The sequence below is a fragment of the Pseudomonas sp. ASL7 genome, assembly GCF_056680375.1.
In genome coordinates, this window is record NZ_CM155279.1 from 169,841 (window position 1) to 193,657 (window position 23,817).

28 protein-coding genes are annotated in these 23,817 nt (G+C 59.6%); 20 read left to right on the forward strand and 8 right to left on the reverse strand.

Going from position 1 to position 23,817, the window contains the following annotated elements; all coding sequences use genetic code 11:
* Nucleotides 1-37 precede the first annotated feature (37 nt).
* The 7 genes from AC1MDT_RS00785 (at nt 38) to AC1MDT_RS00815 (ending at nt 5,502) form a co-directional block, all read left to right on the forward strand.
* Nucleotides 38-1,177, forward strand: a complete 1,140-nt coding sequence (locus tag AC1MDT_RS00785) for a protein-glutamate methylesterase/protein-glutamine glutaminase (RefSeq protein ID WP_480420258.1) — start codon at nt 38-40, stop codon at nt 1,175-1,177.
* Nucleotides 1,177-1,917 carry a flagellar motor protein gene (locus AC1MDT_RS00790; RefSeq protein ID WP_414906079.1) on the forward strand — a complete coding sequence of 247 codons (741 nt, stop codon included), beginning with the start codon at nt 1,177-1,179 and terminating at the stop codon, nt 1,915-1,917. Before AC1MDT_RS00785 ends, AC1MDT_RS00790 begins: the two co-directional genes overlap by 1 nt.
* A gap of 15 nt (nt 1,918-1,932) precedes the next feature.
* Nucleotides 1,933-2,826 carry a flagellar motor protein MotD gene (gene motD, locus AC1MDT_RS00795; protein ID WP_480420259.1) on the forward strand — a complete coding sequence of 298 codons (894 nt, stop codon included), beginning with the start codon at nt 1,933-1,935 and terminating at the stop codon, nt 2,824-2,826.
* 43 nt (nt 2,827-2,869) lie between these two features.
* Nucleotides 2,870-3,658, forward strand: coding sequence for a ParA family protein (locus AC1MDT_RS00800; RefSeq protein ID WP_480420260.1), 789 nt, complete (start codon nt 2,870-2,872; stop codon nt 3,656-3,658).
* Nucleotide 3,659: 1 nt separating this feature from the next.
* Nucleotides 3,660-4,550, forward strand: a complete 891-nt coding sequence (locus AC1MDT_RS00805) for a CheW domain-containing protein (RefSeq protein WP_480420261.1) — start codon at nt 3,660-3,662, stop codon at nt 4,548-4,550.
* 73 nt (nt 4,551-4,623) lie between these two features.
* On the forward strand, nt 4,624-5,109 hold the full coding sequence (locus AC1MDT_RS00810) for a chemotaxis protein CheW (RefSeq protein ID WP_131061597.1): 486 nt from the start codon (nt 4,624-4,626) through the stop codon (nt 5,107-5,109).
* The gene (locus AC1MDT_RS00815; RefSeq protein WP_480420262.1) at nt 5,110-5,502 is read left to right on the forward strand and encodes a DUF2802 domain-containing protein; all 393 of its coding nucleotides are present in this window, start codon (nt 5,110-5,112) and stop codon (nt 5,500-5,502) included.
* Between the two features lie 116 nt (nt 5,503-5,618).
* Here the strand turns inward: AC1MDT_RS00815 and AC1MDT_RS00820 are convergent, their stop codons facing one another.
* Nucleotides 5,619-5,948, reverse strand: coding sequence for an EscU/YscU/HrcU family type III secretion system export apparatus switch protein (locus AC1MDT_RS00820; RefSeq protein ID WP_480420263.1), 330 nt, complete (start codon nt 5,946-5,948; stop codon nt 5,619-5,621).
* Complete coding sequence (gene fliK, locus AC1MDT_RS00825; protein WP_480420264.1) at nt 5,945-7,519, reverse strand: flagellar hook-length control protein FliK; 1,575 nt, start codon at nt 7,517-7,519, stop codon at nt 5,945-5,947. Before fliK ends, AC1MDT_RS00820 begins: the two co-directional genes overlap by 4 nt.
* 198 nt (nt 7,520-7,717) lie before the next feature.
* Between fliK and ccmA the strand changes: the two genes are divergently transcribed.
* The 10 genes from ccmA to AC1MDT_RS00875 all read left to right on the forward strand — a co-directional run bounded on the left by ccmA (nt 7,718) and on the right by AC1MDT_RS00875 (nt 15,117).
* Entirely contained in the window at nt 7,718-8,353 is a 636-nt protein-coding gene (gene ccmA, locus AC1MDT_RS00830) for a cytochrome c biogenesis heme-transporting ATPase CcmA (protein WP_480420265.1), read from the forward strand.
* Nucleotides 8,350-9,018: a heme exporter protein CcmB gene (gene ccmB, locus AC1MDT_RS00835; RefSeq protein WP_059407539.1), complete on the forward strand. Its 669-nt coding sequence runs from the start codon at nt 8,350-8,352 to the stop codon at nt 9,016-9,018. The genes ccmA and ccmB overlap by 4 nt, the downstream gene beginning before the upstream one ends.
* A gap of 93 nt (nt 9,019-9,111) precedes the next feature.
* The gene (locus AC1MDT_RS00840; RefSeq protein ID WP_480420266.1) at nt 9,112-9,867 is read left to right on the forward strand and encodes a heme ABC transporter permease; all 756 of its coding nucleotides are present in this window, start codon (nt 9,112-9,114) and stop codon (nt 9,865-9,867) included.
* On the forward strand, nt 9,864-10,040 hold the full coding sequence (gene ccmD / locus AC1MDT_RS00845; RefSeq protein WP_008055370.1) for a heme exporter protein CcmD: 177 nt from the start codon (nt 9,864-9,866) through the stop codon (nt 10,038-10,040). Before AC1MDT_RS00840 ends, ccmD begins: the two co-directional genes overlap by 4 nt.
* On the forward strand, nt 10,037-10,492 hold the full coding sequence (gene ccmE, locus AC1MDT_RS00850) for a cytochrome c maturation protein CcmE (protein WP_019692353.1): 456 nt from the start codon (nt 10,037-10,039) through the stop codon (nt 10,490-10,492). Before ccmD ends, ccmE begins: the two co-directional genes overlap by 4 nt.
* Before the next feature lie 3 nt (nt 10,493-10,495).
* Nucleotides 10,496-12,499 (forward strand): heme lyase CcmF/NrfE family subunit, encoded by a 2,004-nt coding sequence (locus tag AC1MDT_RS00855; RefSeq protein WP_480420267.1) that lies wholly within the window; start codon nt 10,496-10,498, stop codon nt 12,497-12,499.
* Nucleotides 12,496-13,032, forward strand: coding sequence for a DsbE family thiol:disulfide interchange protein (locus tag AC1MDT_RS00860; protein WP_480420268.1), 537 nt, complete (start codon nt 12,496-12,498; stop codon nt 13,030-13,032). Before AC1MDT_RS00855 ends, AC1MDT_RS00860 begins: the two co-directional genes overlap by 4 nt.
* Complete coding sequence (locus AC1MDT_RS00865) at nt 13,029-13,499, forward strand: cytochrome c-type biogenesis protein (RefSeq protein ID WP_201118798.1); 471 nt, start codon at nt 13,029-13,031, stop codon at nt 13,497-13,499. Before AC1MDT_RS00860 ends, AC1MDT_RS00865 begins: the two co-directional genes overlap by 4 nt.
* A complete protein-coding gene (ccmI, locus tag AC1MDT_RS00870) occupies nt 13,496-14,698 on the forward strand; it encodes a c-type cytochrome biogenesis protein CcmI (protein WP_480420269.1) in 1,203 nt (400 codons plus the stop codon). The genes AC1MDT_RS00865 and ccmI overlap by 4 nt, the downstream gene beginning before the upstream one ends.
* Before the next feature lie 14 nt (nt 14,699-14,712).
* Complete coding sequence (locus AC1MDT_RS00875; RefSeq protein WP_480420270.1) at nt 14,713-15,117, forward strand: hypothetical protein; 405 nt, start codon at nt 14,713-14,715, stop codon at nt 15,115-15,117.
* A 498-nt stretch (nt 15,118-15,615) separates the two neighbouring features.
* Here the strand turns inward: AC1MDT_RS00875 and AC1MDT_RS00880 are convergent, their stop codons facing one another.
* Complete coding sequence (locus tag AC1MDT_RS00880) at nt 15,616-16,494, reverse strand: LysR family transcriptional regulator (RefSeq protein ID WP_480420271.1); 879 nt, start codon at nt 16,492-16,494, stop codon at nt 15,616-15,618.
* 132 nt (nt 16,495-16,626) lie between these two features.
* Nucleotides 16,627-17,346: an SDR family oxidoreductase gene (locus AC1MDT_RS00885; protein WP_480420272.1), complete on the reverse strand. Its 720-nt coding sequence runs from the start codon at nt 17,344-17,346 to the stop codon at nt 16,627-16,629.
* A gap of 293 nt (nt 17,347-17,639) precedes the next feature.
* Between AC1MDT_RS00885 and AC1MDT_RS00890 the strand changes: the two genes are divergently transcribed.
* Together AC1MDT_RS00890 and AC1MDT_RS00895 are read left to right on the forward strand one after the other, a co-directional pair.
* Nucleotides 17,640-17,852, forward strand: a complete 213-nt coding sequence (locus tag AC1MDT_RS00890) for a type II toxin-antitoxin system HicA family toxin (protein ID WP_480420273.1) — start codon at nt 17,640-17,642, stop codon at nt 17,850-17,852.
* Nucleotides 17,852-18,256, forward strand: coding sequence for a type II toxin-antitoxin system HicB family antitoxin (locus AC1MDT_RS00895; RefSeq protein ID WP_480420274.1), 405 nt, complete (start codon nt 17,852-17,854; stop codon nt 18,254-18,256). The genes AC1MDT_RS00890 and AC1MDT_RS00895 overlap by 1 nt, the downstream gene beginning before the upstream one ends.
* Before the next feature lie 94 nt (nt 18,257-18,350).
* On the opposite strand, the gene AC1MDT_RS00900 is transcribed toward AC1MDT_RS00895, so the two are convergent.
* Nucleotides 18,351-19,556: an MFS transporter gene (locus tag AC1MDT_RS00900; protein ID WP_480420275.1), complete on the reverse strand. Its 1,206-nt coding sequence runs from the start codon at nt 19,554-19,556 to the stop codon at nt 18,351-18,353.
* 236 nt (nt 19,557-19,792) lie between these two features.
* On the opposite strand from AC1MDT_RS00900, the gene AC1MDT_RS00905 reads away from it, so the two are divergent.
* Nucleotides 19,793-20,422 (forward strand): hypothetical protein, encoded by a 630-nt coding sequence (locus tag AC1MDT_RS00905; protein ID WP_480420276.1) that lies wholly within the window; start codon nt 19,793-19,795, stop codon nt 20,420-20,422.
* A gap of 481 nt (nt 20,423-20,903) precedes the next feature.
* Here AC1MDT_RS00905 and AC1MDT_RS00910 read toward each other — a convergent pair whose 3' ends face one another.
* The 3 genes from AC1MDT_RS00910 to AC1MDT_RS00920 all read right to left on the reverse strand — a co-directional run bounded on the left by AC1MDT_RS00910 (nt 20,904) and on the right by AC1MDT_RS00920 (nt 23,765).
* Nucleotides 20,904-21,902, reverse strand: a complete 999-nt coding sequence (locus tag AC1MDT_RS00910) for a sulfate ABC transporter substrate-binding protein (RefSeq protein ID WP_480420277.1) — start codon at nt 21,900-21,902, stop codon at nt 20,904-20,906.
* 102 nt (nt 21,903-22,004) lie between these two features.
* Nucleotides 22,005-22,829 (reverse strand): ion transporter, encoded by an 825-nt coding sequence (locus AC1MDT_RS00915; protein WP_480420278.1) that lies wholly within the window; start codon nt 22,827-22,829, stop codon nt 22,005-22,007.
* Between the two features lie 21 nt (nt 22,830-22,850).
* Complete coding sequence (locus AC1MDT_RS00920; protein WP_480420279.1) at nt 22,851-23,765, reverse strand: urea transporter; 915 nt, start codon at nt 23,763-23,765, stop codon at nt 22,851-22,853.
* Nucleotides 23,766-23,817: the final 52 nt, after the last annotated feature.

Sequence of the window (23,817 nt, forward strand, 5' to 3'; positions counted from 1 at the left end):
GGGGCGACTGTGCCTCGCTCCGTCTAACGGAGTGTTTATGGCAGTCAAGGTCCTGGTGGTGGACGATTCGGGGTTTTTCCGCCGCCGCGTCTCGGAAATTCTTTCAGCGGATCCGAATATCCAGGTCGTCGGCACGGCGACCAACGGAAAAGAGGCGATCGATCAGGCACTGGCGCTCAAGCCCGATGTGATCACCATGGACTACGAGATGCCGATGATGGATGGCATCACGGCAGTGCGGCACATCATGCAGCGCTGCCCGACACCCGTATTGATGTTTTCCTCGCTGACGCACGAAGGCGCCCGGGTCACCCTGGACGCACTGGACGCTGGCGCGGTGGATTTCCTGCCGAAAAATTTCGAAGACATCTCGCGCAATCCCGAGAAGGTCAAGCAACTGCTGTGCGAGAAGATTCTCAGCATCTCGCGCAGTAACCGTCGTGCCAGCACTTACAGCGCTCCGGCTCCCGTCGTTACGCCGCCCCCGACCCCGACGCTTTCGAGCGTCAGCAGTTATGGCAGCAGCGTGCCGGCGCGTCCGGCACCGGCACCGATCCCTGTGCGTACGCACGCGCCTGGATCAGCCGGTCCGTTGTCGCCCGCGCCGAAACGCAAAGCCTACAAATTAGTTGCCATTGGCACCTCCACTGGCGGCCCGGTGGCGCTGCAGCGGGTGCTGACCCAATTGCCGGCCAATTTCCCGGCGCCGATCGTATTGGTCCAGCACATGCCGGCTGCCTTCACCAAGGCGTTCGCCGAGCGTCTGGACAAGCTGTGCCGTATCAGTGTCAAGGAAGCCGAGGATGGTGACATCCTGCGTCCGGGCCTGGCGTTGCTGGCACCGGGTGGCAAGCAAATGATGATCGACGGCCGTGGTGCGGTGAAAATCCTCCCTGGCGACGAGCGTCTGAATTACAAACCGTGCGTGGACATTACCTTCGGTTCCGCGGCCAAGTCCTACGGTGACAAAGTTCTGGCGGTCGTGCTGACCGGCATGGGCGCCGACGGTCGCGAAGGCGCGCGTCTGCTCAAGCAGGGCGGCAGTTCGATCTGGGCTCAGGACGAAGCCAGTTGCGTGATCTACGGCATGCCGATGGCCATCGTCAAAGCTGAACTCGCCGATGCCGTGTACAGCCTCGACGACATTGGCAAGCACCTGGTCGAGGCGTGTGTCTGATGGATGTTCTAAGCCTTATCGGGATCATCATGGCGTTCGTCGCCATTATTGGCGGCAACTACCTTGAGGGAGGGCACCTCGGCGCGCTGGCCAACGGCCCGGCGGCGTTGATCGTGCTCGGCGGGACCATCGGTGCAGCGCTGCTGCAATCACCGATGAGCGCTTTCAAGCGCGCCATGCAGATACTGGCCTGGATCCTGTTTCCGCCTCGCGTGGATCTGGCCGGTGGTATCGATCGTGTCGTGAACTGGAGTCTGACGGCGCGCAAGGAAGGTTTGCTCGGTCTGGAAGGGATGGCCGATACCGAGCCCGACAGCTACTCGCGCAAAGGCTTGCAACTGCTGGTGGACGGGGCGGAGCCGGAAGCGATTCGCAGCATCCTGGAAGTGGATTTCTACACTCAGGAAAGCCGCGACATCGAAGCGGCCAAAGTCTTCGAAAGCATGGGTGGCTACGCGCCGACCATCGGCATCATCGGTGCGGTGATGGGCCTGATCCATGTCATGGGCAACCTGGGTGATCCATCGCAACTGGGCAACGGCATCGCCGTCGCCTTCGTCGCCACCATCTACGGCGTGGCCAGTGCCAACCTGGTGCTGCTGCCGATTGCCGCCAAACTCAAGTCCATAGCGTTGCGCCAGTCGCGTTATCGCGAAATGTTGCTTGAAGGCATCCTGTCGATCGCCGAAGGTGAAAACCCTCGCTCTATTGAGTTGAAGCTTCAGGGCTTCATGGATTGATGGGGGTAATGGATTATGGCTCGTCGTCGTCAGCCTGAAGAACACGTCAACCACGAGCGCTGGCTGGTGTCCTATGCCGACTTCATCACCTTGCTGTTCGCTTTTTTCGTGGTGATGTACTCGATCTCTTCGATCAACGAAGGCAAGTACAAAGTCATCTCGGAAGCATTGATCGGGGTCTTTACCGACTCCGACCATGCGCTCAAGCCGATCCCGATTGGTGACGAGCGGCCGAAGACCGTGACCCCGGCCAAGCCGTTGGTCAAGGACAGCGAGCAGATCGATGCCGGCATCGCCCAGGCTGCCAACGACCCGCTCAAGAGCATCGCCGATGACATCAGCGCGGCGTTCGGCGACTTGATCAGCTCCAACCAGATGACCGTTCGCGGCAACGAACTGTGGGTCGAGATCGAACTCAATTCCAGCCTGTTGTTCGGCAGCGGTGACGCCATGCCCAGCGACATCGCGTTCAACATCATCGACAAGGTCGCCGGGATTCTGAAGCCGTTCGACAACCCGATTCACGTCGAAGGTTTCACCGACGACCAACCGATCCGGACCTCGCAATACCCGACCAACTGGGAGTTGTCGTCGGCCCGTTCGGCCAGCATCGTGCGCATGCTGGCGATGCAGGGGGTGAACCCGGGTCGCCTGGCGTCGGTGGGTTACGGTGAATTCCAGCCAGTGGCCAACAACGCCACCGCCGAAGGCCGGGCGCGTAACCGTCGCGTCGTGCTGGTGGTATCACGAAATCTCGATGTCCGTCGCAGCCTCACCGGTACCGGAACCGCGAATGCGAAACCGGATGCCGCATTGAAGCGTGCTGGCACACAAACTGCACCGACCCCGGTCAAGTCGCCGGGACGAGAGAGCGCCGTCAATTCTCCGTCACCCGCATTAACACGCTGAGCTATTTCTCGGTCGGCCATTTCGACCGGGAGGAACTATCTGAATGAGAGTCTGGGCAGTCGCCAATCAAAAGGGTGGTGTCGGTAAAACCACTTCCTCTATCGCTTTAGCCGGTTTACTGGCCGAGGCGGGCAAGCGTGTGGTCATGGTCGATCTCGACCCCCACGGCTCCATGACCAGCTACTTCGGCTACGACCCCGACAGCCTGGAACACAGCAGCTACGACCTGTTTCTGCACAAGGGCAGCGTGCCGCAAGGCTTGCCCGGTCAGTTGTTGTTGCCCACCAGTCACGAGAGTATTTCGTTGTTGCCGTCGAGCACCGCGCTGGCGACCCTTGAACGCCAGTCGCCAGGCCAAAGCGGTTTGGGCCTGGTGATTGCCAAGAGCCTGGCGCAGTTGTGGCAGGACTTCGATTACGCCGTTATCGACAGCCCGCCATTGCTCGGCGTGCTGATGGTCAATGCCTTGGCGGCGAGCCAGCAGTTGGTGATCCCGGTGCAGACCGAACACCTGGCTGTCAAAGGCCTGGAACGGATGGTCAATACGCTGGCGATGATCAATCGCTCACGCAAACAGGCGCTGCCCTTCAGTATCGTGCCGACCCTGTTCGACCGCCGCACGCAAGCGTCCCTGGGGACGCTGCGCGTCTTGCGTGACATGTACCCGGAAGAAATCTGGCAGGGCTACATCCCGGTCGATACCCGCTTGCGTGACGCCAGCCGGGCCGGGCTGACGCCTTCGCAATTCGACGGCAAGAGCCGTGGTGTTCTCGCTTACCGCGCACTGCTCAAGCATTTGCTTGCTCAGCAGCTCGTTCCGCAGGTGGCTTGAGATGAATCGGCCGGTAAAAATCACCTCCCGTCCGCAACTGGCGCTCCAGTCTTATCTGGACAGCTTGCTGCAGGATGCGACCGAAGAATTGCCGGTTGAAGTTGAAGCGCTTGTAGAAGTGGTCGCGGTTGTTGAGGCTGTCGAGGTTGAAGCTGCACTGGACGAGTTCCAGGCGGCAGTGCTCGAAGAGCAGGCTCGCGATGCACATAAACCGGCCGTGGTGGCTGCCCCGGTTCCGGCACCGGTTGCAAAAGCCCCGGTTGCGCTGTTCGAAGCTCCAGCACCGATCCTTGCGCCGGTATCGACCATCGCTCCGTTGCTGCAAACCCTGGTGCCGCCAGTCGTCGACGTTCATCTGCCACCCAGCAATACGCCGCCACCGGTGGAAACCGACGGTCGCCCGGCATGGGCTGCCGAGCCGTTCGAATGCCTGTTGTTCGATGTGGCCGGTTTGACCCTTGCCGTGCCGTTGGTGTGCCTGGGCTCGATTTATTCCCTGGCCGGTCACGAACTGACACCGCTGTTCGGGCAGCCGGAGTGGTTCCTCGGGATCCTGCCGAGCCAGGCCGGCAACCTGAAGGTGCTGGATACCGCGCGTTGGGTCATGCCCGATCGCTATCGCGAAGATTTCCGTCAGGGCCTGCAATACGTTATTTCGGTTCAGGGCTACGAGTGGGGGCTGGCGGTGCATCAGGTCAGCCGCTCGTTGCGCCTGGACCCGAACGAAATCAAATGGCGCAGCCACCGTGGTCAACGGCCATGGTTGGCGGGCACGGTGATTGAACACATGTGTGCATTGCTCGACGTTTCCGAATTGGCCGAATTGATCGCCAGTGGCGGGGCGAAGCACATGGACTTGGGCGGCAGCAAGCCAACCCATAAACCGACATAAAAACACGCGGGGCAAGTTGATTGCCATCGCACAGAACACACACCGCTAGGGCGGTTTTTCGAGGGGTCAGGGTATGAATGATAAGGCGTCGTCTGCAAAGGGTTCCGAAGATCCGATCCTGCAATGGGTAACCTTCAAACTGGACAACGAAACCTACGGCATCAACGTGATGCGCGTTCAGGAAGTCCTGCGTTACACCGAAATCGCCCCGGTCCCGGGTGCTCCAAGCTACGTGCTGGGCATCATCAACCTGCGCGGTAACGTGGTTACCGTGATCGACACCCGTCAGCGCTTTGGCCTGATGAATGCCGAGATCAGCGACAACACCCGTATCGTTATCATCGAAGCCGACAAACAGGTTGTCGGGATCATGGTCGACAGCGTGGCCGAAGTGGTTTACCTGCGTCAGTCGGAAATCGAAACCGCGCCGAACGTGGGTAATGAAGAGTCCGCGAAGTTCATTCAAGGCGTGTGCAACAAGAACAATGAATTGCTGATCCTGGTCGAGCTGGACAAGATGATGAGCGAAGAAGAATGGTCGGACCTGGAGAACATCTGATTGATTCTTGAGGTGGCGGTCATTGTCCTGTTCCTGTTTTGGGCAGGCACGCTGGTGATGTTCCTGGCGTACATTCGCGGCCAACGGCAGATCGCTGCGCAACAGGCAAAGAGCGATGCGCTGCGTGATCAGCGCATCAAGGAGCTGGCCAGGCGCGTCGACAACTACCAGAGCGGCAATGTACGCATGGGTGAAGACCTGCACGAACTGCGTGCGGTGGTCGGGCCGTTGCCGGACAAGCTGGCTCAACTGGAACAGCGCGATCCGTCGAGCCTGTCGTTTGCCCAGGCGGCAAAACTGGTCGGGATGGGCGCCAGTGTCGATGAACTGACTCAGTCTTGCGGGTTGACCCAGGCCGAGGCGGAGTTGATGAGCAAGTTGCACAAGAACTGACACAGCCAATCGCGAGCAGGCTCGCTCTCACAGGGGACCGGTGATGGACACGGAATGTGTGAATGCCGCCAATCCACTGTGGGAGCGAGCCTGCTCGCGATGGCGTCCTCGAAAACTTAGTAATCATCCCCGCGCTCGGTAATGTCCTTTTCCACCATTACCGCATGCGGATCATGTCCTGCCGGAAACTTGCCCTTCAAACGCCACGCAAACGCAATGATCTCGGCGATCGTGCGGTACAACTCTTCCGGAATGCTGTCTCCCAGCTCCATCCTCGCCAGCAGCTTCACCAGCTCGGCATTCTCGTAGATTGGCACGTCATAATCGCGGGCGATTTTCAGAATGGTTTCAGCCAGTTCTTCATCACCTTTGGCCGTGAGGGTAGGGGCGTGGGTGCCGTCGTACTTGAGTGCGATGGCCTGGCGCGGCGTGTCGGAATGTCTCATGCGGTTTCGTCGACCCAGCGTTGTTCGAGGCGGGTTTGCGGGCCTTGCGGCGGTGTGCCGAGGTGGCAATCAAGATCGCCGACGTTGAGGCCTGAGGCCTGCAAGCGTTCGCGTAGCCCGGCCAGATTGCTTTCGATCAGGTGGGCGGTGTAAGGGCGCTCAGCCCAGAGTTGGCTGGAAAGGCTGCCTTTGATCAGCTGCGCCTGAACCTGTAGCGGGCCTAACGGCTCCATGTCGAACGCCAGACTCACTCGCCACAGTGGTTGCTTGGGCTCGCGTTCGTCGCGGCGTTCGTGCGGTTGTTCTTTGTCGGGCGCTTCTTCGCGCTGGAACTTGACCTGCAATGGCACGATGTCCTGCAAGTTGCGCATCGGGATTTCCAGCTGCCAGGTGCTGAGCAGGCGACCGTCGTCAGTGACACCGGTCTGTTCCAGGCTCGACAACTGGTGGCTTTGCAGGCGCGAAACCGCTGCCGCTGCCAGTCGCAACAAATGCTCCAGATCACCTTCACCGTCCATGCTCTGCAACAAACGCTCCGGGATCGGGAAACTGGTCGGCGACGGTTTGGCGCTGACTTGGCCGAGCATGCCGAGGGCGCTGCGCACGAAGCTCGGCATCGTCTGGACGAGGGTATTGGCGGCGATGATTGCGCCGAGGGTGGTGTTGGCCGGCAGCCCCGGTGTCAGTTGGGCGATCAGCTTGAGCAAATCGCTTTTCATGTCCGGTGCCAGCGTCGGGTTTTGCCCGGTCAGCAGTTTCGCTTCGAGGAACAGGCCGCTATTGGCCAGCGCCTGGGCCAGGCCTTTTGGTGAGCTCAGTTGCTGAACATCGGGCAGGCCCGCGAGTAATTTGTCCACGGCAGCGCTCAGGTCGCTGGACGTCTGATCCGACTGCGGCAGATTTTGCAGGGCGTTGATCAGACCATCCAGCGAGCCTTGGCGGCTTTGCTGGCTGACCAGTTGTTGGGTGACTGCCAGCTGCTCCTGGCGGCTGCTCAATGGCACGAATTCCAACGTCTGCGTGTCCTGCACCAAGGCGCTCAATAGTGTGCCGATGCGCAGGGGTGTCGGGCTGTCGATGCTCAGCATGCTGCCACTCAACGCGGTGTTGATCAGGCTGACTATCGAGCGAAACACCGTCGGTTGGCCCGGAACCTGCGGCATGACTTGCGAGGTCAGTACTTTGCCCTGCAACAAGGTGCCGACGGGCAGTTGTGCCGTGTCGATGCGGGTAAGCGTGGCGACGCTGGAGGCGATGGCCTGTTGCACGGTGACCGCCAGATTGCTCGCCGTGGGCTGAGTGACCAACAAGCTGGTGCCTTGAGCCAACGGCTGGGTGCTGGTGGCCTGGACCGTGGTCTGACGGCCGCTGTCGAGGGTGACCTTGAGCAGCAATTGAAAAGTCTGATCCGCCTGCTTGAGCGACAGCACTTCGGCGTTGGCGGTCTGACCGGCGGTGATCAGGCCCTCCATCGGCGTCAGCAGCTTGATCAGCTCGCCACTGACCACCAGCGGACGTGTAGTCGCCGGGTTAGTCTGCGGTAGCGGGAGGATGTTCATTTCGCCTGTCATACGCGGTCACAACCTTGGGAAAATGCACGCTTGAGAGTAGGGCATGGCATGTATAATGCCGCCCGTCTTTGCGAGAGTGGCGAAAACATTGCAATTGTTTGACGCAGCTCTACTAGAACAAAGCGTCATTGCATCTATGCTGCATCCCTTTAACGGCCGCGCCAGAGCCGACTTGAACCGTATAAGGCCCGTGAACCCTTGACCAGTCCTGTCCTGCAAACCGTTGCCCTCGCCTGTGAGCGAGACCTTCGGCTGCTCTTCGAAAATCTCGAATTGAGACTGGCCAGTGGCGAAATGGTACAAATCAGCGGCCCCAACGGCAGCGGCAAGACCAGCCTTTTACGCTTGCTGTGTGGCCTGATGCAACCGACCGCCGGTCAAGTGCTGCTCAACGGCCAGCCGCTGAACGAGCAACGCAGCGAGCTGGCGCGCAATCTGTTGTGGATCGGCCATGCCGCCGGCATCAAGGACCTGCTGACGCCGGAAGAGAACTTGAGCTGGCTTTGCGCCCTGCATCAACCAGCCTCCCATGACGCCATCTGGCAGGCGCTGGCGGCGGTCGGACTGAGTGGTTTCGAGGATGTCCCTTGCCACACCCTGTCTGCCGGGCAACAACGACGCGTGGCATTGGCGCGCTTGTATCTGGACAGCCCGCCGCTGTGGATTCTCGACGAGCCGTTCACCGCGCTCGACAAACAAGGCGTAGCACAACTCGAAGAGCACCTGGCCGCACACTGCGAACGGGGCGGTATGGTGGTGTTGACCACTCACCACACGCTGACCCGGATGCCGGCCGGCTATCGTGACATTGATCTGGGGAACTGGGCCGTATGAGTGTTTTCGGCCTGTTGGTCGCCCGTGAGGCCCGTTTGTTGTTCCGCCGCCCTGCGGAGTTGGCCAATCCGCTCGTGTTCTTCGCGATCGTGGTGTCCCTGTTCCCGTTGGCGGTCGGCCCCGAGTCTCAATTGTTGCAAACCTTGTCTCCGGGACTGGTGTGGGTGGCAGCCCTTTTATCGGTGCTGCTCTCGCTGGACGGGCTTTTCCGCAGCGATTTCGAAGATGGATCCCTTGAGCAGTGGGTCCTTTCGCCGCACCCCCTGCCTCTTCTGGTTTTGGCCAAGGTGCTGGCACACTGGTCGTTTTCCGGCCTGGCACTGGTTTTGCTCGCACCTTTACTGGCATTGATGCTCGGTTTACCAACCGCCTGTCTGCCAGTGTTGCTGCTTTCGTTATTGCTCGGTACACCAGTGCTGAGCCTGCTCGGTGCGGTGGGCGCAGCCTTGACGGTGGGATTGAAGCGCGGTGGCCTGTTACTGGCACTGCTGATTCTGCCGCTGTACATCCCGGTATTGATTCTTGGCAGTGGCGCCTTGCAGGCAGCCTTGCAGGGCATGCCGGCGACCGGTTATCTGTTGTGGCTTGGCAGCCTGACCGCCCTGGCGATAACCCTGACACCCTTTGCAATCGCTGCTGGCCTGAAGATCAGCGTCGGCGAATAATAATGAGGCCTGATCAATTTCTGATCACTTCTTTTTGAAGAAAGGCAGACTCCTGGCGCTTGATAGCCAAGAGCAACCGTGATGGAAACAGTAATGAACTGGACCTGGTTTCATAAGCTCGGCTCGCCCAAATGGTTTTACGGCATCAGTGGCAAACTGCTGCCGTGGCTGAGCGTCGCGGCGTTGCTGCTGATCGGCGTTGGCGTGGTTTGGGGCTTGGCCTTTGCGCCGCCGGACTACCAGCAAGGCAACAGCTTTCGCATCATCTATATCCATGTTCCGGCCGCCATGCTGGCGCAGTCCTGCTACATCATGCTGGCTGTGTGCGGCATCGTCGGACTGGTGTGGAAAATGAAACTGGCCGATGTCGCCCTGCAATGCGCGGCCCCCATCGGTGCCTGGATGACCGCCGTGGCGCTGGTCACCGGCGCGATCTGGGGCAAGCCGACCTGGGGTTCGTGGTGGGTCTGGGATGCCCGACTGACGTCCATGCTGATTCTGCTGTTTCTGTACTTCGGTCTTATTGCGCTGGGCAACGCGATCAGTAATCGTGACAGTGCCGCCAAAGCCTGCGCGGTACTGGCGATTGTCGGCGTGATCAACATCCCGATCATCAAATATTCGGTGGAGTGGTGGAATACCCTGCATCAGGGCGCGACCTTCTCCCTCACCGAAAAGCCGGCAATGCCGGCCGAGATGTGGCTGCCGTTGCTGCTGACGGTGCTGGGTTTCTACTGTTTCTTCGGCGCGGTATTGCTGCTGCGTATGCGCCTTGAAGTGCTCAAGCGTGAAGCCCGGGCCAGTTGGGTCAAAGCTGAAGTGCAGAACAGTCTGGAGGCCGCTCGATGAGTTTTGCTTCATTCGGCGACTTCCTCGCCATGGGCCATCATGGCCTGTATGTCTGGTCAGCCTATGGCATTTGCCTGGCAGTGTTGGCCCTTAACGTGGCGGCGCCAATCCTGGCCCGCAAGCGGTATCTGCAACAAGAGGCGCGTCGTCTGCGCCGGGAGAACGGCAAGTGAATCCGCTGCGTAAAAAGCGTCTTATCATCATTTTCGCCATCCTGGTCGGTGTCGGCGCTGCCGTCGGCCTGGCCCTGAGTGCCCTGCAGCAGAACATCAATCTGTTTTACACCCCGACCCAGATCGCCAACGGCGAAGCCCCGCAAGACACACGCATTCGCGCGGGCGGCATGGTCGAGAAGGGTTCGCTGCAACGTTCCGGCGACTCGCTGGACGTGAAATTCATCGTCACCGACTTCAACAAATCCGTGACCATCACCTACCGCGGCATCCTTCCGGACCTGTTTCGCGAAGGGCAGGGCATCGTTGCCTTGGGCAAACTCAACGCCGACGGCGTGGTGGTCGCTGATGAAGTCCTGGCCAAGCACGACGAGAAATACATGCCGCCGGAAGTGACCAAGGCCCTGAAAGATAGCGGCCAGTCGGCACCCACTCCCGCCAAAGAGGGCTAACTGATGACGTCTGCACTTTATAGCTCAGGGCTGTTCATTCCCGAACTGGGCCACTTGGCCATGATTCTGGCGCTGTGTTTCGCGTTGGTTCAGGCCATCGTGCCGTTGCTCGGTGCCTGGCGCGGTGACCGTTTGTGGATGAGCCTCGCTCAGCCGGCCGCCTGGGGCCAGTTCACCTTTCTGGTGTTCGCCTTTGGTTGCCTGACTTACGCGTTCATGACCGATGACTTCTCCGTCGCCTACGTCGCCAGCAACTCCAACAGTTCGTTGCCCTGGTACTACAAATTCAGCGCCGTCTGGGGCGCGCACGAAGGCTCGTTGCTGCTCTGGGCTTTGATTCTCGGTGGCTGGACGTTCGCGGTGTCGGTGTTCTCCCGGCAGTTACCGCAGGTCATGTTGGCGCGGGTTTTGGCAGTAATGGGCATGATCAGCACGGGTTTTCTGCTGTTCCTGATCCTCACGTCCAACCCGTTCAAGCGCATCCTGCCGCAAGTGCCCAGCGATGGCGCCGATCTCAATCCGTTGCTGCAAGATATCGGCCTGATCGTTCACCCGCCGATGCTGTACATGGGTTACGTCGGTTTCTCGGTGGCATTCGCCTTCGCCATCGCGGCGCTGATGGGCGGTCGCCTTGATGCCGCGTGGGCTCGCTGGTCGCGTCCGTGGACCATCGTCGCCTGGGCGTTCCTGGGTATCGGCATCACCCTCGGGTCGTGGTGGGCCTACTACGAACTTGGCTGGGGTGGCTGGTGGTTCTGGGACCCGGTGGAAAACGCCTCCTTCATGCCTTGGCTGGTGGGTACGGCGCTGATTCACTCGTTGGCGGTCACAGAAAAACGGGGCGTGTTCAAGAGCTGGACCGTATTGCTGGCAATCGCCGCATTTTCGTTGAGCTTGCTCGGAACCTTCCTGGTGCGCTCTGGGGTGCTGACCTCGGTTCACGCGTTTGCGTCCGACCCTGAACGCGGTGTGTTCATCCTGATTTTCCTGCTGTTCGTGGTCGGTGGTTCGCTGACGCTGTTCGCCCTGCGCGCTCCGGTGGTCAAGAGCCACGTCGGGTTCAATCTCTGGTCCCGGGAAACCCTGCTGCTGGGCAATAACCTGGTGCTGGTGGTCGCCGCATCAATGATCCTGCTCGGCACGTTGTACCCATTGATTCTGGATGCGATGACGGGCGCCAAGTTGTCGGTGGGCCCGCCGTATTTCAACGCGCTGTTCATTCCGTTGATGGCGTTGTTGATGGTGGTGATGGCGGTCGGCATGTTGGTGCGCTGGAAAGACACCCCGGTCAAATGGCTGATGAATATGCTCACGCCGGTGCTGCTCGGCAGCGCCGTGTTGGCCGTTGTGGCTGGCGTCGCCTATGGCGATTTCAACTGGGCGGTGATCGCGACCTTTATGCTCGCCGCGTGGGTACTGCTGGCCGGTGTGCGTGACATCTTCGACAAGACGCGTCACAAAGGTCTGATCAAAGGCCTGCCGACCCTGACCCGCAGCTATTGGGGCATGCAGCTCGCGCACTTGGGCATCGCCGTGTGCGCCCTGGGTGTCGTGCTGTCGAGCCAGAACAGTGCCGAGCGCGATTTGCGCCTGGCACCGGGCGAGTCCATGGACCTGGCCGGTTATCACTTTGTGTTCGAAGGCGCCAAGCACGTCGAAGGCCCGAACTTCACGTCCGACAAAGGCACCATTCGGGTGATCCGCGATGGCAAGGAAGTCAGCGTGCTGCACCCGGAAAAACGTCTCTACACCGTGCAGAGGTCGATGATGACCGAGGCCGGGATCGACGCCGGTTTCACCCGCGACCTTTACGTCGCGCTCGGCGAACCGCTGGGCGATGGCGCCTGGGCTGTACGCGTCCACGTCAAACCGTTTGTGCGCTGGATCTGGTTCGGTGGCCTGCTGACCGGTTTGGGTGGGTTGCTGGCGGCGCTGGATCGCCGTTATCGGGTCAAGGTGAAAAGCCGTGTGCGTGAAGCACTGGGCATGACAGGAGCCACTGCATGAGACGTTGGTTGATGCTGTTGCCTCTGGTGATTTTTCTGGTGGTCGCTGTGTTTCTTTATCGCGGGCTGTACCTGGACCCGGCCGAGTTACCTTCGGCGATGATCAATAAGCCGTTCCCTGCGTTTTCCCTGCCAGCCGTGCAGGGCGACAAGACCCTGACCCAAGCTGACATTCTGGGTAAACCTGCGCTGGTCAACGTCTGGGGCACCTGGTGCATTTCCTGCCGGGTCGAGCACCCGGTGCTGAACAAACTGGCCCAGCAGGGCGTGGTGATTTATGGCATCAACTACAAAGACGTCAACATCGACGCCTTGAAGTGGCTGGTGGAATTCCACAACCCCTATCAACTCGACATCCGCGACGATGAAGGCACCCTCGGCCTGAACCTCGGTGTGTACGGCGCACCGGAAACCTTCTTTATCGACGCCAAGGGCATCATCCGCGACAAATTCGTCGGCGTGATCGACGAGCAGGTCTGGCGCGAAAAACTGGCGGCCAAATATCAGGCGCTGGTCGATGAGGCCAAGCCATGAAGCGCTGGATAGCTGCCGCCGTTTTGGGTTTGAGCATGGCCGGCGTGGCACACGCCGCCATCGATACTTACGAGTTTGCCAAAGAAGGCGACCGTGAGCGCTTTCGCGAGCTGACCAAGGAACTGCGTTGCCCCAAGTGCCAGAATCAGGACATTGCCGATTCCAACGCACCGATCGCCGCGGACCTGCGCAAAGAGATTTTCCGCATGCTGGGCGAGGGCAAGGACGATCAGCAGATCATCGACTTCATGGTCGACCGCTACGGTGATTTCGTTCGCTATAAACCCGCCCTCAATGCCAAGACCGCCTTACTCTGGTTCGGCCCGGCCGGCCTGTTGCTGGGCGGTTTTGTGATCATCGCCGTGATCGTCCGCCGTCGTCGCGTGCAACGCGCTGATACCAAGGATGAGCTTTCCTCTGATGAGCGCGAGCGCCTCGACCACCTGTTGGATAAAAACCAAGAATGATTGATTTCTGGCTCGCTGCAGGTCTGCTGCTTCTGGTTGCCCTGAGTTTTCTGTTGATCCCCGTTTTGCGCGGCCGCCGCGCCCAGCTTGAAGAGGATCGTACTGCCCTGAACGTCGCGCTGTATCAAGAGCGCGTGGCTGAGTTACAGACTCAGCAGGAAGAGGGCGTACTCGATGCCGCGCAAATGGACGCCGGTCGCGCCGAAGCGGCCCGTGAATTGCTGGCGGATACCGAAGGCGTCGCGGCGCCTCGCGTGTCGCGACTGGGCAAGCCATTGCCATTGCTGGCGGCGATTCTGGTGCCGGCGCTGGGTCTCGGGCTGTACCTGCATTTCGGGGCCAGCGACAAAGTCGAACTGACCCGCGAATTCTCCCAGGCGCCACAATCGATGGAAGAGATGACCCGTCGCCTGGAGCGCGCAGTCGCGGCGCAACCGGATTCGGCTGAAGGCTTGTACTTCCTCGGTCGTACCTACATGGCTCAAGACCGTCCTGGCGATGCGGCGAAGATCTTCGAACGCACCGTGAACCTGGCCGGTCGTCAGCCGGAACTGCTCGGCCAATGGGCTCAAGCCCAATACTTCGCCGACGGCAAGAAGTGGTCGGACAAGGTCCAGGCGCTGACAGATGAAGCATTGAAAGCGGATCCGAAAGAAGTCACCAGTCTTGGTCTGCTCGGGATTGCTGCGTTTGAAAGCCAGCGGTATCAAGACGCGATCGACTACTGGAACCGGCTGCTGGCGCAATTGCCACCGGACGACAATTCCCGCGAGGCGCTGCAAGGCGGGATCACCCGGGCCACCGAGAAACTCGAAGCCAGCGGCGGCAAGGTTGCCCAGGCACCTGCGGCCAAGGTTGCGGCGCTGCTCAAGGTTCGCGTGGATCTGGCGCCAGACCTGAAAGCCAGCGTCCAACCGGGCGATAGTGTGTTCATCTTTGCTCGCGCCACCTCGGGTCCACCGGCACCGCTGGCCGCCAAGCGCCTGACCGTGGCCGACTTGCCGGCAACTGTCGAACTGGGCGATGCCGACGCAATGATGCCGCAGTTGAAACTGTCGAACTTCCCTGAAGTCCAACTGGTTGCACGCGTCTCCCGCGCCGGACAACCGACTGCCGGGGAATGGATCGGTCGCAGCCAGCCTCTGGCCAGCAGCACCACCGCGCCGCAACAACTGACCATCGACAGCCCAGATAAATAATAGGAATATCCGTTATGACCGCCATCGCTCGTATCACCCTGCTCAGTCTGGTTATGGGGCTGAGCGCTTGTGCGGTCCAACGGCCCGAGCCAACAACGCTGCCACCGATCCCGCCGTCGCAGCCCAGGCCCACGCCGTCTACATCACCCACGCCCGGCAAACCGGGCATTCCAGCCAAACCCGGCAAGCCGATGCCAAGCACTTCCGCCAGCTTCGCGCCACCGCCGGGTGGAAACAGCCATTGGGACGCCAAGCTCGGCGTCTATGTGCTGGATGACCAGCCCAATACCTTCTACCGCCAGCGCACCTACTACCGCTGGGACAATGGCTGGAGCCGGTCGATCAGCCCGAACGGGCCGTGGGAAGAGACGGATATCCATGGCGTACCGGGTGGCCTGGGGCGGCAATTCGGGCAGTAACGCAAAGGCGACCTCGGGTCGCCTTTTTTGTGCCTGCTGAAAAAGCTGATTCAACCGAAAAACCCTGTAGGAGCGAGCTTGCTCGCGATGGTGTGTCAGCCACATTGACGTCGACTGACACTCCATCGCGAGCAAGCTCGCTCCTACAGGGTTCTTCGCATGATCAAAAAAGTCAGGTCGGCGCGGGCGCTTCAACCTTTCATCAAATGGTTATTCCCGCGACTTGTGCGAATCATAGGGCTAACACAGCCCATGCCTAAAGTCGGTTGAACTTGGGCATACCTTCGATGCCTGGTTGATGCAGCACCGCGGCCAATTGCCGGGGAATGTCGCTGTGGGCTTTGACGGTTGCGTGCTTTAGCGGTTGCTTTCTGGCGCTTGAAAAGATCGCAGGCTTCGCCAGCTCCAGGATCGTGTATGACGATGATTCGTCGGTATGCGCGGTCAATGCAGGAGCTGGCGAAGCCTGCGATCTTTTGATCTTGATTCGGCGATTTCTCAAGCCAACAGCCCCTGCACATACTCCACAAACGCACGAGCCTTGGCGCTGGCCATTCTGCCGGTCGGGAACGCGGCCCACAGGTCCAGATTCGGCAGCCGCCAATCCTTCATCACTTCCCTGACCGCACCGCTGGCCAACTCCGGCGCAAACATCCACTCGGACACCATGCTCAGCCCCTGGTGGGCGAGCACGGCTTCACGTAAACCTTCGGCGGCGTTGACGCGGATTCGACCGTTGATAATGACGGCTTGCTCCTCTGTCTTGTTGCGGAACTGCCAATTGGCGCCACCGCCCAACGTGTAAACGACTGCCTGATGCTTGCACAGGTCGGCCGGGCAGGCGGGTTCACCGTGTTTTTCGAAGTACGCCGGGGTACCCAGCACCACGCGCCGGCATTCGGCGATCTTGCGGGCCGTGAGGCCGGAGTCGTTCAATGCCCCCATGCGCAGGGCGATGTCGACGCCTTCTTCCACGAGATTGACGTTGCGGTCGTCGAGCATCAGGTCGATGTTCAGTTCCGGATTTTGCTCAAGGAACGGTCCGAGGTGTGGAACGATATGCAATCGGCCGAAAGTCACAGCGGCGCATATGCGCAAGTTGCCGGTGAGGCCGCTGGCGGCACCGCGTGCGGCATTGTCGGCCTCATCGGCTTCTTCGATGGCACGCTTGGACCGTTCGAAAAACGCCAGACCGGCTTCGGTGGGCGTCAGGCCGCGGGTCGAGCGCAAAAGCAGCCGGACAGCCAGCCGCGCCTCCAGTTGTGCGATGGCCTTCGACACGGCGGGCTGGCCGATATTCAGGCGCCGGGCAGCGGCGGAAAATGAACCGGTTTCCACCACGTAGACGAAAGTTTCCATTGCGCTGAGGCGATCCATCTTAAGTCCTTGTAAAGATCAAAATGTGGGAGCGAGCCTGCTCGCGAAAGCGGTCTTTCAGTCGGCATCAATAGTGGTTGTTACGTCGCCTTCGCGAGCAGGCTCGCTCCCACAGGGGATTTGTGTTGCCGGTCAGAATGCAGCTTTGCCGATCGAAGCGCCTCCGTCGACAAACAAGGTTTGTCCGGTAATGAACCCACTCTGCTCCGATAACAAAAACGCAATCGCCGCCGCGATTTCCTGTGGCTGACCCAAACGTCCCATTGGCACGCCGGCCAGGTAACGTGCCTCGCCTTCGCTGCCCAGCGGATTGTTGGCGCGAAACAGTTCCGTTTCAGTCGGTCCCGGCGCCACGGCGTTTACCGTCACACCGGTTTGTGCCAGCTCCAGCGCCCATGATCGCGTGAAGCTGATCAGCGCCGCTTTGGCGGCTGCATAAGCTGTGCGTTGAGTGATGCCAAGCACGGTCAGGCTGGAGATGTTCACCACCCGGCCCCAGCCGTTGGCGCGCATGTTCGGCAGCAGTGCTTGAGTGGCCTGCAAGGCCGAATGCAGGTTGACCCGCATCACGTCATCGAACGTATCCAGGTCGATTTCGCCCAGCACTTGTGGGCGCACCAGGCCGACGTTATTCACCAGCCCGTCGAACTCGTAAGTCCTGGCCAGATCCGCCAGCACTTCCTGAGTCAGCGCCCGGTCGCTCAGGTCCAGCGGAAACAATATGCCCGGAAAGCTCAAGTCAGGTGATCGAGCAATGCCGACCACCCGGTGCCCCGCACGGTCCAGGTGCTCGGCCACCGCTCGGCCAATGCCTTTGCTGGCGCCGGTGATGAGAAAGGTACGTCGGGTCATTGCAAGCTCCTTGAGCGAACACGCCGCGGGTCAGGCGGCCTTTGAAAGGGTCAGCCGCGAATAGCATCCAGCATCGCTTCAGGCTCCGGACGATGAGTGTAATCCGGGTTGACCTCGGCGTAACGAATCACGCCATCCTGACCGATCGGGGCATAAGGAGTCATGCCTGTACGGAATGAACTTGCCTTGAATCACACTCTGTAAAACAACCGAACGTCGCGATGCGGATTTTTATGCTTGAGTAAAGATAACTCTAGGGTTATTTTTGTTGGGCCTGGGCAAGGAGGCTATTGGTGCAGAGCAGGCAATTGATCAAGGAATTGGAGGAAGCCGGTTGGATACTGTATCGGATTACCGGCAGTCATCACCTCTTCAAACATCGATACAACCCGTACACGATACCCGTCCCCCATCCGAAAAAGAATTTGCCGATCGGGACGGTCAAAAGCATCAGGAGGCGAGCCGGGTTGTATTGCCCGGGAGCCAGTTATGCAGGAGATCCATAATGCAATATCCAATCTGTATCGAGTGGGGCGACGAGAACACCGCCATCGGTATTCAGATCCCCGATATTCCAGGCGCCGTAACGGCCGGGGATACGTTTGAAGACGCCTACAATGCGGCAGTCGAGATTGCCCACATCATGCTTCAGGAAATGGCCGCTGACGGGGAGTCGATTCCGATGCCTACATCGGCGGCGGCTCATCGCGGCAATCCGGATTTTGCCAACATGGGCTGGGGCATGCTGGAGCTGGACATCGCGCCGTACATGGGCAAGACCGAGAAGGTCAACGTGACGTTGCCTGGTTATGTTATCCAGCGCATTGATCGATATGTGCGTGAGCATAATGTCAAAAGCCGCTCCTCCTTTCTGGCCGATGCGGCGATGGAGAAGTTGGTTCGACATTGAGTGCCGTCAGCCCAATCGCATTCGCGAGCAGGCTCGCTCCCACAAGTTGTCAGTTACCCTGTGGGAGCGAGCCTGCTCGCGAAGCTTTTAGCGATTAAGCCGTCGCCAACGAAGCCTCTTTGGACACACTCAAAAACCGCAACAACGCCAATAACGGAAACACGCTACCCACGATCACGATCCACAACCAGCCGCCGTGTTCATACACCACACTGGCCACCGAGGAACCAAACGCGCCGCCGATAAAGATGCTGGTCATGTACAGCGCGTTCAGACGACTGCGGCTTTTGGCGTCGAGGGCGTACACCGCGCGTTGACCGAGGACCATATTCATCTGTACGCAGAAGTCGAGTACCACGCCCGTTGCCGCGAGGCCGATGACGCTATAGACCGGATGGACGAACGCCGGCAGGAAGCTCAGGCTCGCGAACAGCAAGGCCAGCAGCGAAGCGATGCGGGTGTGTCCGGCATCGGCCAGTCGACCGGCGATAGGTGCGGCGATGGCGCCGATGGCACCCACCAGGGCGAAGATCGCTATCTGTGTTTGTGACAGGCCATGATTGCGCGCCAGTTCAAGCGGCACGGCGGTCCAGAACAGGCTGAACGTGGCGAACATACAACCCTGGTAAAACGCGCGCTGACGCAATACCGGTTGCTGGCACAGCAGCGTCCACAGAGAACCCAGCAACTGCCCATAAGAAGCGCTGTGATCAGGCTGGCGCTTGGGAATGGTCAGCGCCAGCACGATGCTGATCGCCGCCATCAACCCCGCCGCAATCACAAACATCGCCCGCCAGCCGAAGTGGTCAGCCACCACGCTGGACACTGGTCGAGCCAACAGAATCCCCAGCAGCAACCCTCCCATGATCCCGCCGACCACTCGGCCGCGGGACTCTTCCGGCGCGAGGTGCGCGGCCAGTGGAATCAGGATTTGCACCGACACCGAACTGAAACCCACCAACAGCGAAATGAGCAAAAACAGGTTCGGCTTATCGGTTAACGCTGCAGCCAGCAGACTGGCGATCGCCACCAGGGTGGTGATGATCATCAACCGGCGGTTTTCCAGCAGATCGCCCAATGGCACCAGGAAGAACAGGCCCAGCGCGTAACCAATCTGGGTCAGCGAAACAATCAGGCTGGCCAAGGTGCTGGTCAGGCCGATGTCCGGCGCGATCAAACCAATGATCGGTTGGGCGTAGTAAATATTGGCAACAATGGCGCCGCAGCAGAAGGCGAACAGCAGCACCATGCCTCGGGTCATCGTCGCGGTGCCGTGGGGCACTTGGGTCGCTGGGTTCATAACAGGTCTCGCTGAACAATAGGGCAATGCGTGCAGGCTAAGTGGCAGGCCAAAACGGCGGAAGAGAGGTTGGCGTGATAGCACTCATTCCATTGCGGAATCAGTGACGCAGGTCTGGGCGGGCCGCCGATGAACCTTGCGTCCGGACATAGAGCACCGATAATACATTCACTTACATCCTGTTCGATAGCGTGCTTATGTTCACGCCTAACGTTTCATAACCGGAAGACTCCTCCATGAATGCGATGTTCCGTCACCTGATTCGCGGCGCTTCAGCGTTTACCTTGATCACCTTATTTACCGCAGGCCTGGCCCAGGCCGACGACGCGCCAGGCATGCGTATCGGCGTGCGTGGCGAGATCACCGAGGTCAGCCCTGATGTGTTGAAAGTCCACGTCAACAGCGGCGAAAACGTGATCATCCATCTGAACCCGGACACTAAAGTCCGCGCCGTCACCCTGGCCAATATCGATGACATCAAACCCGGCAGCTACATCGGTTCGGCGGCCATTCCACAGGAAGATGGCACCCTCAAGGCGCTGGAAGTCCACGTCTTCCCACCGGAACTGGCCGGCAGCGGTGACGGCCATCGGCCCTTTGATTTAGTCAAGGGCAGCAGTATGACCAATGGCAGCGTGGGCGATTTGGTGGTCAGTAATGGTCGCGTATTGACCGTTAACTACAAGGGCGGCCAGAAGAAGATTCTGGTGCCGGAAGATGTGCCGATCGTGAACCTGGTGCCGGGTGATCGCAGCTTGCTGAAGGTGGGAGTGAAGATCGTGACATTCGTCACCCAAAGTGCCGATGGAACGCTGACGGCTCAATCCATCTCGGCCGGCAAGGACGGCGTAACCCCGCCGATGTAACTGCCTGTCGCAGACACTGTGGGAGCTAGCCGGCTCCGGGCGGCGTTCCGACGAAGACGACCTGACAAACGACGCATCATTTGCGGTGTAGGCAACACAGGCCGTATCGCAATGCCTGCTGGGTAAACCTGCGGTGAAATTGTGGCGAGGGAGCTTGCTCCCTCGCCACAGAGATGCATAACGGATACCGGGTTATCGCGAGCAACCTGGTGCTCACAAAAAAGGCGACCTGAGAAGGTTAATGCCAGTCAGTTAAGCCGTAACGCGATCTGTAGCAGCTGGCGAAGCCTGCGTTCGGCTGCGTAGCAGTCGTAAAACCTGAGCGCAAGGTCTTCCTGAAGCACCGCGCCGCCTGATTTTACGACTGCTACGCAGCCGAACGCAGGCTTCGCCAGCTGCTACCAAGAGCGTGTTTCGCCTGAGATTTTCTTAACTGACTGGCATTAACCTTCACAGGTCGCCTTTCCATTGGACTCAGGACTTACTGGCCGTTGTAAATCTGGTCAAAGATCCCGCCATCGTTGAAGTGAGTCTTCTGCACGGTGCGCCAGTCACCGAAGGTCTTCTCTACCGACAGGAAGTCCACTTTCGGGAAGCGATCGGTGTACTTGGCCAGCACCGCCGGATCACGCGGACGCAGGTAGTTTGCCGCTGCGATTTCCTGGCCTTCCGGTGACCACAGGTACTTCAGGTAGTCCTCAGCCGCTGCGCGAGTGCCTTTCTTCTCGACTACTTTGTCGACCACCGACACCGGTGGCTCGGCTTCAGCAGAAACGCTCGGGTAGATCACTTCGAACTGATCACGGCCGAACTCACGGGCAATCATTTCCGCTTCGTTTTCGAAGGTTACCAGCACGTCGCCGATCTGGTTGGTCATGAACGTGGTGGTGGCGGCGCGACCGCCGGTATCGAGTACTGGCGCTTGTTTGAACAGTTTGCCGACGAAGTCTTTGGCCTTGTTTTCGTCGCCGCCGTTTTTCAGCACATAACCCCAGGCCGACAGGTAGGTGTAGCGGCCGTTGCCCGAGGTTTTAGGGTTGGGCACGATCACTTGCACGCCGTCCTTGAGCAGGTCGGGCCAGTCTTTCAGGGCTTTCGGGTTGCCTTTGCGGACGATGAACACGGTGGCCGATGTGAACGGTGCACTGTTATTCGGCAGGCGGGTGACCCAGTTGTCGGGGACCAGTTTGCCATTGTCCGCCAGGGCGTTGATGTCGGTGGCCATGTTCATGGTGATGACGTCCGCCGGCAGGCCGTCGATCACCGAACGCGCCTGTTTGCTGGAGCCACCGAAGGACATCTGCACGATGATGTTTTCATTGTGCTCGGCTTGCCAGTGTTTCTGGAAGGCAGTGTTGTAGTCTTTGTAGAAATCTCGCATCACGTCGTAGGAAACGTTAAGCAGGGTCGGTGCGGCCTGAACCACGCTGGTCAGTGCCAGGCCGGCGGCCAGCAGTGAGGCGGCAAAGATTTTTTTCACTGCGCATTCCTTGTTCGAAAGGTTTTTATTCAAAAGTGAGGCCATTTGCCAGCGACTATAACTGCGCTCTTATAGTCCTTTAAAGATTAAAAAGTACTTTGCTTATTCCAGTTTTTTGAACAATGGATTGCCGCAACGCGAGCAGAACGCCGCGTCATGTTCATGGCTGTTTTTCTTGCACACCGGGCAGTCGTGTTGCAGCTGTTCGCCGCGCATGGCGTTGGCCAGTTCGGCGGTGAAAATCCCGGTAGGCACCGCGATAATCGAGTAACCGGTGATCATCACCACCGATGAAATCACCTGACCCAACGTTGTCTTCGGCACGATGTCGCCGTAGCCAACAGTGGTCAATGTCACGATAGCCCAGTAGATGCTTTTGGGAATGCTGGTAAAGCCGTGTTCCGGACCTTCGATCACATACATCAGCGTGCCGAACACGGTCACCAATGTGCAGACGCTGGCCAGGAACACCACGATTTTCTGTTTGCTGCCGCGCAGCGCCGACATCAAGTAGTTGGCTTGCATGAGGTACGGGCTGAGCTTGAGCACACGGAAAATCCGCAGCATCCGAATGATCCGGATGATCAGCAGGTACTGCGCATCGGCGTAATACAGCGCGAGGACGCCGGGCACGATCGCCAGTAAGTCCACCAACCCATAGAAGCTGAACGCATAGCGAAATGGCTTGGGCGAGCAGTACAGGCGCAAGCCGTATTCAATGGCGAAGATGATCGTGAAGCCCCACTCGGTGTACGCCAGCAAGTTGGCGTAGTCCTGGTGGATGGCGTCGATGCTGTCGAGCATCACGACGATGATGCTCGCGAGGATGATCAACAGCAGGATGCCGTCGAAGCGACGTCCTGCCTTGGTGTTGCTGTGGAAAACCATGACGTAAAGCTCTTTACGCCAGTTTTTACTGCTGTCCATGGATACCGCCCGAACCAATGATCAGCGAAGCCTAGGTTGATTCTCCTTCAAAGCGCAAGGCGCGCTGTCTATCGTTGTCTGGCGCAACAGGCGAAGGCTGGCGCGGATCAGCCAGCAGGCGAGGATGAATGGCGCGGTGAGCGTGGCCAGACCGAGTGCGGCGAAAGCCGGTGTGAGCAGTATTGCCAGTGTAATGCCCAGCAGCGGCAGCCAGGGGTGGCGGCGAACCTGGCTGAAGGCAAGGGCGGCCAACACGGGGTTGTAGCTGTTCAAACCGAGCAATGCGCTAGACGTTTCGTGATGCAGCAAGGCGAAGCCGAGGCCGGCAGCGGACGCCAGCAGCGCCCATAAAAACGCACGGCGGTCGGCGATCAGCAAGCCGAGGGCAATCAGCGCTCCCGCCAATGGATGACCCAGAAACATCACCTGGCCAAGCCCTTTCAGTGAAGCGGCGAGCAGGTTGAGCGTGTTCATTTCGAGGAGCGGCGCGGGGGCTTGGGGGGCTGCGAACGACAGCAGCAACCAGCTTATGCCGACAAAGGGCGCGGTGTAGGCGGGCGGGTAATGAAGGTCGCGGGCGCGTTTGAGCCATTGCTCAGTGAGCATTGCACTCAGTCCGCCAGCGGCGATGATCACCAGCGGCAACATCGCTGACCAAGGGAAATAGAGACTCAGCAGCAAGCCGAGCAAAACGCCGTTGTAACTGAACAGCCCGGCCTGACGATCGGCCTTGGCATAGCCGCGACGTTGCGCAGTGAGCAATCCGGCGACGCCACCCAACAGCGCACCGCCGAGCAGGGTTGGCGCGGTAAAAAGAATCGCCAACAGGCACAGCAGGCCGCACAGCGGATGGCGCTGGAGGAAGATCTGGCTGAAGCCGTTGAGCAGGGCAGTCGCCCAATCGGGGCAGTGGGTGTTGAAGTGATTGGCAGGCATGGTGGAATCTATAAAGTTTCAGGTGAATCGTGGCGCCTGCATCGCGAGCAAG